The 14395-nt window shown below is 72.6% G+C and carries 4 protein-coding genes; 1 reads left to right on the top strand and 3 read right to left on the bottom strand.

Annotated elements, in window-relative coordinates:
• Nucleotides 1-12 precede the first annotated feature (12 nt).
• On the bottom strand, nt 13-1203 hold the full coding sequence (tuf, locus tag ACGFJ7_RS16640; protein WP_360240176.1) for an elongation factor Tu: 1191 nt from the start codon (nt 1201-1203) through the stop codon (nt 13-15).
• A gap of 470 nt (nt 1204-1673) precedes the next feature.
• Here tuf and ACGFJ7_RS16645 point away from each other — a divergent pair, with 470 nt between their 5' ends.
• Nucleotides 1674-10415 carry a pectinesterase family protein gene (locus tag ACGFJ7_RS16645; RefSeq protein ID WP_392642626.1) on the top strand — a complete coding sequence of 2914 codons (8742 nt, stop codon included), beginning with the start codon at nt 1674-1676 and terminating at the stop codon, nt 10413-10415.
• Between the two features lie 6 nt (nt 10416-10421).
• Here ACGFJ7_RS16645 and ACGFJ7_RS16650 read toward each other — a convergent pair whose 3' ends face one another.
• Nucleotides 10422-12167: a protein kinase gene (locus ACGFJ7_RS16650; RefSeq protein WP_360240182.1), complete on the bottom strand. Its 1746-nt coding sequence runs from the start codon at nt 12165-12167 to the stop codon at nt 10422-10424.
• 173 nt (nt 12168-12340) lie between these two features.
• Nucleotides 12341-14359, bottom strand: coding sequence for a response regulator (locus tag ACGFJ7_RS16655; RefSeq protein ID WP_360240185.1), 2019 nt, complete (start codon nt 14357-14359; stop codon nt 12341-12343).
• Nucleotides 14360-14395: the final 36 nt, after the last annotated feature.

Consider the following 14395-nt stretch of genomic DNA (forward strand, 5'->3'; position numbering starts at 1 on the left):
GCCGTCGTCGCCTCAGTCGAGCAGGGCGGTCACCGTGCCGGCGGCGACCGTGCGGTTGCCCTCGCGGACCGCGAAGCCGAGGCCCACCTCGAGCGCGACCGGCTTGCCCAGGGTCACCGTGACCTTGTCCAGCGTGTCGCCGGGCATCACCAGGTCACGGTCGCCCAGGTCGAGACCGCCGGACACGTCCGTGGTGTGGAAGTAGAACTGCGGCCGGTAGTTCGTCTCGAACGGCGTGTGCCGGCCACCCTCCTCCCGCGTCAACGCGTACATGCGGGCCTCGAACTTCTGGTGCGGCGTCACCGACCCCGGAACCGCGACCACCTGGCCGCGCTCCACCTGGTCGCGCTTGACGCCACGCAGCAGGATGGCCGCGTTGTCGCCGGCCTCGGCCGTGGTCAGCGACTTGCCGAACGTCTCCATCCCGATGGCCACCGAGGTGACCGTCGGGCCGAGCCCGACCACCTCGACCGGCTCGCCGAGGCGCAGCGTGCCGCGCTCCACCTTGCCGGTGACGACCGTCCCGCGCCCGCTGATCGTGAGCACGTTCTCGATCGGCATCAGGAACGGCACGTCGAGGTCGCGCGGCGGCACCGGCACGTAGTCGTCGACCGCGTCCAGCAGCTCGCCGATGGAGGCCACCCACGTCGGGTCCCCCTCGAGCGCCTTCAGCGCGCTCACGCGCACCACCGGCACCTCGTCGCCCGGGAAGCCGTACTCGGACAGCAGCTCCCGCACCTCGAGCTCGACCAGGTCGAGCAGCTCCGGGTCGTCGACGGCGTCGCTCTTGTTGAGCGCCACCACCAGGTACGGCACGCCGACCCGCTGGGCCAGCAGCACGTGCTCGCGGGTCTGCGGCATCGAGCCGTCCTGCGCGCTGACGACGAGGATCGCCCCGTCGACCTGGGCCGCCCCCGTGATCATGTTCTTCACGTAGTCGGCGTGGCCGGGCATGTCGACGTGCGCGTAGTGCCGGTTCGGCGTCTCGTACTCGACGTGCGCGATGGTGATGGTGATGCCGCGGGCCGCCTCCTCCGGGGCCTTGTCGATGCCCTCGAACGCCACGTACCGGTTGGTTGCCGGGTCGCGGTCGGCCAGGACCTTCGTGATGGCGGCGGTCAGGGTCGTCTTGCCGTGGTCGACGTGACCCATCGTGCCGATGTTGACGTGCGGCTTCGTACGGATGAACTGGCTCTTCGCCATGGTCTTGACTCAATCCTCACTGGATGCGAGGCATTTTTGAGGTGCGCGCCCTGTTTGCCGGGCAGAGCGCGCCAGAACCGCGCGCGGCGGATCCACCCTTCCCCCGCGGTTCTGCTGCTGATGGGGAAGGGTCAGATTCGGGTATCGACCGGAACGCACACGGGAGCCACCGACGAGGGCAGCTGCGGACCGAGTGCGAACATGCGGATCACGGTAGGCGGAAACGCGCGGAGCCGCGACCGAATTCCCGGGTCACATCGCCGCCCGTTTGTCCATCGGCCGGGACGGTGCCGGCGTGGTCCGCCTCGGCCCGACTTGCTGATCAATTCGGCGACTCTGAGTGACGGACGGCCGCGTTCGACCGTACCGACCTCCATATTCGCGCTCAGGATTTAACTCTCAGTCACTTCACCGGTGATCATTGATCGTTCCCGCCTCCGGCGCGTACGTCATGAACAGAAGAGAGCCCCATGTCGCACCACCCACGATCGGCCGCCATGGTCGCCCTGCTCACCGTCGCCGGCACGGCGGCCTTGGGGATGACCGCGGCCTCGGCGGCCACCGACACCACCCCTCCGGGGACCCCCGGCAGCCTGAAGACCGCGTACTACGGCCAGGTCGGCGTGTCCGTCAGCTGGGGCAAGGTGTCGGCATCGGACACGGCGGGCTACCGGGTCTACCGGTCGACGGCCAAGACCATCGTGGCCGCCACCGACCTGCTCGGCACCACGACGTCCGCGTTGACGTTCACCGACACCACGGCCGCCGCGGGTAAGACGTACTACTACGCGGTCGCCGCCGCCGATCGCAGCGGCAACGTGTCCAAGCCGTCGAGCACGGTCACCGTGAAGACCGCCGACACCGACGCGCCGGACAAGCCGGACGGCCTGAAACTGTCGGCGACCTCGGCCGGCGTCGCCGTGAGCTGGACCGCCGTGGACGACGTGCCGGACTTCGCCGGCTACGTGGTGTCCCGGTCGTCGTCGTCGGGCGGCACCTTCAGCCAGCTCACGGCGAGCCCGTACACGGCGACGTCCTACCTCGACTCGTCCGCGCCGGCCGGCGCCACGTCGTACTACCGGGTCACGGCGGTGGACCGCAGCGGCAACCTCTCGTCGGCGGCGACCGCCTCGGCGGCCCGGCCGGCCGGCGCCGCCACCGCGCCGCCGGTGCCCACCGGATTCAAGGCGACCGCCCCGTCCTCCGGCGGCGCCACGCTGACCTGGACCGCCAACGCGGGCACCACCACCTCCGGCTACGTCGTGGCCCGGGCCACCGCGGCGGCCGGCCCGTTCGTGAACCTGACCGCGGCCCCGGTCACCGGCACCAGCTACACCGACGCCACCGCGCCGGCCGGGGCGACCGCGTACTACCGGCTCACCGCGGTCAACGCGGCCGGTTCCTCGGCCCCGGCCTCGGCCTCGGTGGCGATCCCCAAAGACACCACGCCGCCGGCCAAGCCGGGCGGCCTGAAGCTGACCGCCGCCACCGGTGGCATCACGCTGACCTGGTCCGCCGTGGAAGCGGCCGACCTGAAGGGTTACCTGGTCTACCGATCGGACTCGTCCAGCGGCACCTACAGCCGGCTGACCCCGAGCCCGCTGACCACGACGGCCTACACCGACCTGGCCGCGCCCACCGGCGCGCCGTCCTTCTACCGGGTCACCGCGGTCGACACCAGCGACAACGCCTCCAGCCCGGCGACCGGGTCGGCCACCCGCCCGGTCGACACCACGGCCGTGCCGCCCACCCCGGCCGGTTTCAAGGCGGTCGCCGGCAGCACCGGCGGCGTCGTGCTGACCTGGACCGCCAACGCCACCAAGACGACCACCGGCTACGTCGTCTCGCGGGCGGCCGCCGCGTCCGGCCCGTTCACCGCCCTGACCGGCGCCCCGGTCACCGGCACCACGCTGACCGACGCCACCGCGCCGGCCGGCGCGACGTCGTACTACCGGCTCACCGCCGTCAACGCGGCCGGGGCCTCCGCGCCCGCCTCGGCCTCCGTCACGCTTGCCGTGGACACGAAGGCACCGGCCGCGCCCTCGTCCGCCAAGGCCACTGTCGCCACCGTCGGCATGACGGTGACCTGGGCGGCGAACAAGGAGACCGACCTCGCCGGCTACACCGTGCAGAAGCGCAACGGCGACGAGGTCTACGTCCCCTACCTGCCGGCCGCGGGCGCCTCGTTCACCGCCACCACGTTCACCGACCCCTCGATCACCGAGGGGACCCGCGCCTACTTCCGGATCCGCGCGGTCGACACCTCCGGCAACGTCTCCTCCTACTCGGCGGTCACCGCGGCCAACCCGATGGTGAAGCCGGCCGCGCCCAGCGGCCTCAAGGCGGCGCCGAGCGCGGCCCACGGCATCACCCTGACCTGGGCCGCCAACAAGGAGACCGACCTCGCCGGCTACAACATCACTCGCTCGTCGAGCAGCGGCGGCAGCTACGTCCTGATCGGCACGCTCACCGCGGCCAAGGCCGGTACGGCGCCCACGTTCACCGACACCAGCGCCCCCAAGGGCGTCGCGCAGTACTACAAGCTGACCGCTCTGGACCTGGTCGGCAACGTCTCCGCCACGTCCGGCGCGGCGTCGGCCACCTCGGTCACCGACCCGGTCGCGCTGCCCGTCGACTACGTCAACCTGTACGTCGCACCGGACGGCGCGAACGGCGCCTACCGCACGGTGACGGCGGCGCTGGCGTCGATCCCGGCCACGAACCTGCAGCCGACGATGATCATCATCGCGCCCGGCACGTACCACGAGACCTTCGAGATCACGTCGCCCAACGTGGTACTGGCCGGCGCCACCGGCGACCCGGCCGAGGTCGTCATCGCCGACGACAAGGCGTCCGGCACGCCCGACCCGGCCGGCGGCACCTACGGGACCGCGGACAGCGCGACCGTCTTCGTCTCCGCCAAGAACGTGACGCTGCGCAACCTGACCGTGGCCAACACGTTCGACGAGAAGGCGCACCCCGAGATCACCAACCAGCAGGCCGTCGCGCTGCGGGTCGAGGGCGACCGGTTCACCGGCGACCACGTGCGGCTGATCGGCAACCAGGACACGCTGCTCGCCGACACGCCCAAGCCGACCACGCGCTCGCGGCAGTACTACGTGAACAGCTACATCGAGGGCGACGTCGACTACATCTTCGGCGCGGCCGACGCCGTGTTCGACCGGGTGACCCTGCGCTCGCTCGACCGCGGCAAGTCCGACAACGGCGCGATCACCGCGGCCAGCACCGACAAGGGCAGCAAGTACGGGTTCCTGATCGTCGACAGCAAGGTCGTCAGCTCCGCCCCGGCCGGCACCGTGCACCTGGGCCGGCCCTGGCACCCGAGCGCCGACCCGGACGCGATCGGCTCGGTCAACGTCGTCAACACCTGGCTGCCGGCCGCCGTCGCGACCGACGCGCCGTGGGAGGACATGGCGACCGCGAACTCCAGCGGCGTCAAGGTCAACTTCCGGTGGCAGGACGCCCGCTTCGCCGAGTACGCCACCATCGGCCCCGGCGCGACGCTGAACGCCAACCGGCCCCAGCTGACCGCCTCGCAGGCGGCCAACGCCACCCCGGCCAAGTACCTCGCCGGCAGCGACGGCTGGAGCCCGATGCTGCCCGCCAGCACCACCGCGCCGGCCTCGCCGACCGGGCTGGCCGCCGCCGCCGACACCCGGGTCGTCCACCTGACCTGGAACGACGACCCCTCGGCGGACGTCATCGGCTGGAACGTCTACCGGGCGGACGCCGGCACCGGCGCGTTGACGAAGATCGCCGGCGTCGTCTCGCCGGCCTTCAGCGACACCACAGTGACAAACGGCCAGAGTTACTCGTACGCCGTGACCGCGGTCTCCCGCGGCGGCGCCGAGTCGCCGGCCACCATCGGCGCCACGGTCACGGTCGAGGCCGCCCCGCTGGTCGCCGACCTCACCGTCGACCCGGCGGCCACCCCCGACGGGAAGACCGTCTTCACCACGATCACCGCCGCGCTCGCCGCCGCACCGGCCGGCACCGCGACCGACCCGACAGTCATCTCGGTGGCCAAGGGCACGTACGACGAATACCTCACGATCGCCAAGCCGTACGTCATCGTCGTCGGCGCCACCGGCGCCGCCACCGACGTCGTCGTGAACGGCAACCGGGCCGCGGGGACCCCGATCCCGGGCGCCGCGCCCAACGAGGACGGCACCGTCGCCACCTACGGCACGTCCGGCAGCGCCACCGTGGTCGTCACCGGCAACTCGGTGCAGATGCGCGATCTGACCATCCAGAACTCGTACAAGGAAGGCACCTACGCCAACGGGCAGGCGGTGGCCCTGCGCACGGTCGGCGACAAGCTGGTCTTCGACAACGTGCGGCTGCTCGGCAACCAGGACACCCTCTACGCCAACTCGCCGGGCACCACCGTCGCGTCCCGCGTCTACTTCCACGACGCCTGGATCGAGGGTGACGTCGACTTCCTGTTCGGCCGGGCCACCGCGGTCTTCGACCACAGCACGCTGAAGGCCCTCGACCACGCCACCTCCCCGAACGGGGCGGTGACCGCGGCCAGCACCGACATCGGCCAGAAGTACGGCTTCCTGATCACCGACAGCCGGATCATCGGCAACGCCCCGGACGGCTCGCAGAACCTCGGGCGCCCCTGGCAGCCCGGCAAGGCCCAGGCCGACGGCACGAGTGTCAAGGACGACAACGCGCGCGGCCAGGTCGTGGTCCGCGACAGCTGGCTGGGCCCGGTGGTCAGCACCAGCGCCACCTGGACCGACATGGTCAACAGCGGCGTCGTCACCGACTGGCGCACCGCCCGGTTCGCCGAGTACGCCAACACCGGCCCCGGCAGCACCACCGCCGCCACGGCCGGCCGGCCGCAGCTGACCGCGGAACAGGCCAAGGAGTACACCGCCACGGCGTACCTGGCCGGCACGGACGGCTGGAACCCGGTCGCCGACGCCGCGCCGGACGTCGCGCCGGCCCCGGTCACCGGTCTGGTCGCCGGCGGGGGTGACAAGGTGGTCAACCTCGCCTGGAACGACAGCACCGAGAGCGACGTCGTCGCCTACCGGGTCTACCGGGCCGACCAACCGGTGGCCACGGTCACCAAGGCGGGGTACGCCGACAAGGCCGTCACCAACGGCACCGCGTACACGTACACCGTCGTCGCGGTCGACGCCGCCGGGAACGCCGCCGCCGCGTCCGCCCCGGTCACCGCCACCCCGAACCCGGTGCCGCTGGTCGCCGACCTGACCGTCGCCGCCGACGGCAGCGGCGACTACGCGACGCTGCAGGCCGCGGTGAACGCCGCGCCGGCCGGCACCGCCGCCAAGCCGACGGTCATCCTCGTCAAGCCCGGCTCCTACCGGCAGGTGGTGACGGTCACCAAGCCCTACCTGGTGATCGCCGGCGCCTCCGGCGACGCCCGGGACGTCGTGCTGACCTTCGACAACGCCAACGGCACCCCGGCCGGTCCGGCCACCTGCCCGACCGTCACGACCGCCACCTGCGGCACCTCCGGCAGCTTCACCGTCGCCGTCACCGCGAGCAACGTGACGGTCCGCGACCTGACGATCGCCAACACGTTCGACTCGGCCAAGCACCCGGAGATCGGCAACTACAACACCCAGGCGGTGGCGCTGCGGGCCACCGGCGACCGGCAGGTCTACCGCAACGTCCGCCTGCTCGGCGTGCAGGACACCCTGCTGGCCGACTCGGCCGGCGCGATCTCGGCCACCGGCGCCGGCTACGCCCGGCAGTATTACTACGACAGCTTCATCGAGGGCAACGTCGACTTCGTCTTCGGCCGCGCCACCGCCGTCTTCGACCGGGTCACGATCCACGCCACCGCGCACAACGGCGGCACGATCTTCGCGCCCAGCACGGCCTCGAAGAACCCGAACGGCTACCTGGTGACCGGCAGCCGGATCGTCAGCGCCAACGACGCCGGCACGTTCTCCCTCGGCCGGCCGTGGCAGGGCTGGGCCGACGGCACTCAGCCGGACAACTCCCGTGGCCAGCTCACGATCCGCGACACCACGATCAACGACGGCATCGACGCGGCCAGGCCGTGGGCCGATTTCGCGCCGCTCACGTGGTCCGACGGACGCTTCACCGAGTACCGCAACACCGGCGCCGGCGCGACTGTCAACGGCAACCGGCCGCAGCTGTCCGACAACGACGCCACCGCCCGTACGGCCGCGAAGTACCTCGCCGGCACGGACGGCTGGGATCCGGTCGCCGACGCCACGGACGACGTGGCGCCCGCTGCCCCGGCCCGGGTGACCGCGCTGAGCGGCGCCGCGCAGGTCTCGCTGACCTGGGACGAGAACACCGAGGCCGACGTCGCCGGCTACGCCGTCTACCGGGCCACGGGCACCGGCGCGGTGCCGGTCGACGCCGCCCACCGCGTCGGCGGCACGCTGCTGACCCGGGCCGGCCTGGTCGACACCGGACTGACCAACGGCACCGCCTACAGCTACGTGGTGGCCGCCGTCGACGCCGCCGGGCACGTCTCCGCCGCCTCGGCGACGGTGACCGCCACGCCCGCGCTGCGGGTGGACGCCACCGTCCGCGCGGACGGAACCGGCACCTATCCGACCCTGCAGGCCGCCCTCGACGCCGCCCCCGGCACGAGGGACTGGGTGGTCTCCGTCGGCGCCGGCACCTATGCCGGGCCGGTGACCGTGTCCAAGGCCGGAGTCACCCTGCTCGGCGCGACCGGGGATCCGGGCGACGTCGTCCTCACCAACGGCACCGCGACCGCCGCGCTGTCGGTCACCGGCTCGGGCGTGACGGTCCGCGATCTGACCGTGCGGAACACCACCCCGTCCGGCGCCGCGCCGGCCGTGTCCATGACCGGCGACAAGGTGCTGCTGCAGCACGTCGCGCTCAAGGGCACCAACCGCACGGTCTTCGCCGACACGTCCACCTACACGGCCGCGGCCCGGCAGATGATCGACGACTCGGTCATCGAGGGGACCAGCGACATCGTCCTGGGCCGGGCCACCCTCGTGATCAACAAGACGGCCATCACGGTCAAGGCCGGCGGTGGCGCCGTACTCACGCCGAGCACCGCGAGCACGTTCCCGGGCATGCTGTTGATCAACAGCACCGTGGTCACGCCGGCCGGTGTGACCGGGGTGCAGCTCGGGCGCCCGTACCGGGCCTGGGGCGACCAGTACACCCCCAACTCGGTGGGCCAGGCGGTCGTCCGGGACACCGTCCTCGGCGCGGGCCTGGACGCCGCCAAGCCGTGGGGCACCGGACCGGCCGGCGAACCGTGGACCCTCGGCCGGCTGGCCGAGTACGCCAACACCGGTGAGGGCGCCGCCGTCAACGACAACCGGCCCCAGCTCAGCCCGGCCGCCTCGGTGACCGTGACGGCCGCCGACTGGCTCGGCGCCGGCACCTGGTACCCGGCCGTCCCCGCCCCGGCGGCGCCGGCCGACGTCACCGCGCCGGGTGCGCCCGGCACGCTCACCGCCACCGCCGGCGACAAGTCGGTCAAGCTCGGCTGGACCGCGCCCGGCGACGCCGACCTGGCCGGGTACCGGCTCTACCGCGCCGCCGGCACCGCCGTCACCCCGGGCCCGGCCACCCTGGTCGCGTCCGGTCTGGAGGGCACGTCCTACGCCGACTCCGGGCTGGCCAACGGCACCACGTACACCTACGCGCTGGTGGCCGTGGACAAGGCCGGCAACACCTCGGTGGCGGCGACCGTGCGGGCCACCCCGGCCGACGGCGCGCCGCCCGCGGCCCCGGCCGGGCTCAAGGCCGGCGCCGGCGACGGACGGCTGACGCTGACCTGGGCCGCCAACCGGGAGAGCGACCTGGCCGGCTACAACGTGTACCCGGCCGGCGGCACCACCGCGCTCAACGCCGCCCTGCTCACCGGGACCAGCTACACCGTGACCGGCCTCGACAACGGCACCGCCTACCGGTACACGGTCACCGCCGTCGACACCGCGGGCAACGAGTCGCCCGTCTCGGCGCCGGTCGAGGGCACCCCGGCGCCCGGCGACAGCACCGCCCCGGCCGTGCCCGGCGGGCTGCGCACCGTCCTGGGCAAGGGGTCGGTGACCGTCACCTGGGCCGCGGTGGGCGACAGCGACCTGGCCGGCTACGACGTCTACCGGTCCGCCGGGGGTGCCGCGCCGACCCGGATCGCGACCGGCCTCACCGGCACGTCGTACGCGGACACCACGGTCGCGACCGGCACGGCCTACTCGTACACCGTGGTGTCCACGGACACCGCCGGCAACGCCTCGGACCCGTCGGCCGCGGCGACCGCGACCCCGGTCAAGGTGGACGTCGTGGTGGCCGCGGACGGCTCGGGCGACGCCACCACGGTGGCCGCCGGCATCGCACTGCTCGCCGACAACGCCGACTACACGACCCAGGGCTACCGCGTGGTGCTGATCAGGCCGGGCACTTACACCGGCCCGGTCACCAGCGGCAACCGGTACGGCGTGACCCTGCTCGGCGCGACCGACGATCCGGCCGACACGGTTCTGACCGCCGGCGGCACCGGGGCCGTGGCCACGGTGACCCTCTCGGGCAACCAGTGGACCCTGCGCAACCTGACCGTCGCCAACACCAACGGGGTGGCGTCGGCCGGCGCGCAGGCGACGGCCCTGCAGGTCAAGAGCGGCGACAAGGACGTGTTCGACAACGTGCGCCTGCTCGGCGACAAGCAGACCCTGCTGCTCAGCACGGCCAACGTGACCACCTTCAGCCGGCTCTACTTCCGCCGGGCGTACGTCGAGGGCGGCGCCGACATGATGCTCGGCCGCGCGGTGGCGGTCTTCGACCGCAGCACGTTCCACGTCCTGTCCCGCCCCGGCGCCAGCCTGACCGACTCGTCGGTCAGCAGCGCCTCACCGTACGGGTTCCTCATCACCGGGAGCACGATCGTCACCGACGGGCCGGCCAGTTCGATCTACCTGGGCCGGCCGTACAGCACGACCGGGCAGGCCCAGGTCGTGGTGCGTGACTCCGTCCTCGGCGCGGCCGTCAACGTGGCCCAGCCGTGGAACAACTGGGACGCCACCACCACCTGGACCGCCGGGCGGTTCTTCGAGTACCGCAACAGCGGACCGGGGGCGGCGGTCACCGACGCCGCGACCCGGCCGATGCTCAGCGACGCCGACGCGGCGACCTACACCGCGCCGAAGTATCTGGCCGGCACCGACGGATGGAATCCCGTCGGCAACTGAGCGGGCTCACCACTCGAAGGCCGCTCCCTTGGCGGCGTTGGCGAGGCTCTGGCCGTCGCGTTCGTAGCGGTAGGAGACGACGACGGCGTAACTGTGACCGCGGGCCGGCTGGGCACCGGCCGGCCCGCACGTCCGGGTGTCGGCGTTGCCGTCGAACGACAGGCTGTCGCAGGTCTTCGGGCCGTCGACGGTACGGCCGGTGCCGACGTCCTGCAGCGAGACGGTGATGCTGCCGCGGCCACCGCCGGGCGCGGTCAGCGAGGCCTGGTACTGGATGTCACGCCCGAGCATCTGGCAGGGCTTGATCCCGACCCCGGTCCGGTTGCGGAAGTCGATGGCGAACGCCTGCCGGCACGCCCACGGGCCGTAGGGCCGGGCCTCGGGTTGCGGTGACCGGGTCGGTTGCGGCTGCGTGTGGGCCACGGGCTTCTTGCGTACGGGCGAAGGGGTGGCCGTGACGGCGACGGCCGGCAGGCCCGGGCGCACCCGGGTGTCGCTCCCGGCCCGGGCCTGGGACGTGACGGCGGCGGGGCGGGGAGCGGACTTGGCGGCGGGCTTCTGGCGCGGCTGCGGCGAGGCCGGCGCGGTGACGATCTGCGGCACGGTGATGCTCTGCGGCTCGCCGTCGGCCCGCCCGATGTTCCAGGCGGTCGTGACGACGGCGGAGACCGCCATCGCCCCGGCGATCATCAGCAGCGTCGCCCCGGGCCGGGCCCACCGCCAGTTCGGCACGTCGTTGCGCCGCCGCTCCCGGGGCTGCGGGATCAGCGACTTCGGCGGGGCCGGTGGGACTTCGGGTTCGCGGGGCGCTGCCACCACGGGTTCCGCGGCGGGTTCGGGTGGTGTCAGGGCTGACGTGCCGGCGAGGGCGCGCGCCAGATCGGAGAGCTCGGCCGCCAGCTCGGCGGCGGTGGGGCGCAGCCGGGGCTTCTGCTCCATGCAGGCCGTGATCACGTCCCAGAGCTCGTCCGGGATGCCGGGCCGCCGCTCCGGGTTCCCCTCCAGATGCAGGCGCATCAGCTCGGGGATCGAGTCGCTGCGGTACGGCGGGTGGCCGCTGACCAGCTCGTAGAGGAGCACGCCGAACGCGTACACGTCGGTCGCGGGGCTGGCCGTGGCCCCGCGGAACGCCTCCGGCGACATGTAGTGCGGCGTGCCGAAGACCGAGCTGGGCGTGGTCATGCTCGGCGTGCTCAGGATGCGGGCCACGCCGAAGTCGGTGAGCCGGGTCTCGGGCGGGCCGTCGCCGGTGTCGAGCAGGATGTTGTCCGGTTTGAGGTCGCGGTGCACCACGCCGAGCTCGTGCGCCTCGGCCAGCGCGGCGGCGACCTGCGCGGTCAGCCGGGCCGCCTCGCCGGGCGCGATGGTGTGCTCGTCGCGCAACAGGTCGCGCAGGTTGCCGCCGGCGACCAGGTCCATGACGAGGCCCAGGGTCTCGCCGACGCTGAACAGGTCACGTACCCGGACGACGTTGCGGTGGCGCAGCATCCGCAGGATGGTGCGCTCCTGCACGAACCGGGTGACCAGCTTGGGCTGGCGCAGCAGGCTCTCGTGCAGGAGCTTCACCGCCACCGACTCGCCGGAGGTGCGGTCCAGGGCCTCCCAGACCGTGCCGGTGGCGCCCTGGCCGATCGGGCGTTGCAGCACGTACGAGCTTCCGACGCACCGCCCGCTCAGGTCCATGGTCGACGTGCCGTCCGGTTCGGCGCGGCCTGCGCGGTTCGTCCGATCCGTCGTGCGATCCTGGGTCACTCGGCGTCCTTCCCCATCCAACCGCCCCGCCCGCCGCCGTCAGACGGTGGACCAAGTCGTACAGACCCGGAATATTGCTGTTTGTCCGGATCGGATGGCAAGCCCTGGAGCCCGAGTTCGCACCTTTGGTAGGAGTCGCGGGATTCCCGTTACTCCCCGGGGGCGGAGGTCGTTCAGGGCGTAGAAGGCTGCGGACCGCAGAGCGTGCGGATCGCCCCCAGCAGTGTCGAGCGGGTGAACGGCTTCTCGATCAGCATGCTGTTGTCGTCCAGGTGCAGCTGCGGCCCGAGCGAGGCCGCCGTGTAGCCGGACATGAACAGGACCGGCAGGTCCGGGCGGTGCGTGCGCAGCGCCGAGGCCAGCTCCGGCCCGGTCATCGTCGGCATCACCACGTCGGTGATCAGCAGGTCCGGGTGGGCGCCGCCGGCCACCTGGGTCACCGCCTGCAGCGCGTCGGTGGCGACCGTGATCGCGTAGCCGGCCGGCTCGATGAGCCGCTGCACGAGCTGGGCCACCTCCGGCTGGTCCTCGACGATCAGCACCCGGCCGATCACCGCGGACGCGCCCTGGCGCCCCTCGGCCGAGGCCGGCTTCTCGTCGGCCGCCGGCAGGTAGAGGTGCACGGTCGTGCCCATCCGGGGCGCCGACTCGAGCTCGATGTGCCCGCCCAGGCCCTGCACGATGCCGGCCGTGGTGGCCAGGCCCAGCCCGGCCGCGGTCGGGCGGGTCGTGAAGAACGGCTCGAGCGCGCGCCGCCGTACCTCCTCGGTCATGCCGGCACCTGTGTCGGTGATGACCATGTGCACGAGCCGGCCCGGCGGGATGCCCTCCTCGCGGGCCTTGTCCGCCTCGACCAGCTCGTTCATCGCGGCCACCCGCAGCATGCCGCCGTGCAGCATCGCGTCGCGCGCGTTCGCGGCCAGATTGACCAGCGCCTGCTCCAGGGGGCCGCGCTCCGCCCGTACCGGCCAGACGTCCGGCCCGAAGGCCAGGTCGAGGCCGATGTGCTCGCCGAGGGTGCGGCTGAACAGCGACTGCACGTCGGTGAGCAGGTCCGGGATCGGGATGATCTCGGGGCGGTTGCCCTCGCTGCGGCCGAACGCCAGCAGCTGGTGGGTCAGCGTACGGCCGGTGCCGACCGCCTCCAGGATGTCCGCCGCCAGCCTGTGCGTCGGGTGGTCCTCGGGCGTGGTCGACGTGATCATCTCGGCCGAGCCGCCGACCACGGTCAGCAGGTTGTTGAAGTCGTGCGAGATGCCACCGATGAGCTGGCTCAGGCTGTCGAGCCGGCGCAGGTGGTCGAGCTGGCGCTTGAGACCGCGGGCGTCGATGTGGTCGGTGGTGTCGGTGACCATGCAGACCACGCCGTTGAAGGTGCCGTGGTCATCGGTCAGCGGCATCATGCTCATCCGCACGCTGCGCTGCGAGCCGTCGGCGCGCATGAGCCGGGTCGCGCCCACCGTCGAGCGGCCCTGCATGCACTCGTTGATGCGCCGGTTGAGCTCCTTCTGCCCCTGGTCGTTGAGGAAGCCACGCAACGACACCCCGACCAGCTGCGAGCGGGGCATGCCCAGCACCACGCCGATCGGCTCGTTGGCGTACGTGATGACGCCGTCGTGGTCGAGCTGCAGCACCCCCTCGGGGATCGTCTCGAGGACCCGGCGGTACCGCTCCTCGCTGGCCCGCAGCCGCTCCAGGGCGCGGGCGCTGGAACAGGCCAGGGCCAGCTCACCGGCGATGTCGCGGGCGAGCTCGACCTCGGCCGTCGAATAGAACGAGCCGGTCGCCTCACGGGTCAGGACCAGATAGCCGGCGTACGTGTTGTCGACGATCACCGGGCACAGGACGGCCGCGTGGATCTCGTGCTCCTCGCCCGCCAAGGGCTCGACGCCGTCGCCGGCCAGCACGATCGGGCGGCGGCTGGCCGCCATCGCGGTCGAGAAGTCGTCGTCGGGGAGCTGGTCGACGTGGTCGAGCACCCGCGACAGCGACTGCGACCGCTGCTCGTCGATGTGGTGGTACGTGATGCCGTCGTACCGGCCGTCATCACGCAGCAGTTGGACGCCCGCGCCGTCGCCGATCATGTCGGCGGCCGCGCGCGCGGCGGTGGACTGGACCGCGGCCGGGTCGTGCGAGACCCGGCTGAGCGCCAGGGCGAGGTCGGCGAGCGCGTACCGGAGGGGGTAAGCCATGACACCCATGACGATATGATCCGCGCCTTACGGGGG

The organism is Actinoplanes sp. NPDC048988 (assembly GCF_043197815.1).
In the GTDB taxonomy this organism is placed as follows: Bacteria; Actinomycetota; Actinomycetes; order Mycobacteriales; family Micromonosporaceae; genus Actinoplanes.

Excerpts from the sequence above, each read along its gene's own strand:
- tuf (WP_360240176.1), bottom strand. The coding sequence starts at position 1,203 with ATGGCGAAGAGCCAGTTCATCCGTACGAAGCCGCACGTCAACATCGGC.
- ACGFJ7_RS16645 (WP_392642626.1), top strand. The coding sequence starts at position 1,674 with ATGTCGCACCACCCACGATCGGCCGCCATGGTCGCCCTGCTCACCGTC.
- ACGFJ7_RS16655 (WP_360240185.1), bottom strand. The coding sequence starts at position 14,359 with ATGGCTTACCCCCTCCGGTACGCGCTCGCCGACCTCGCCCTGGCGCTC.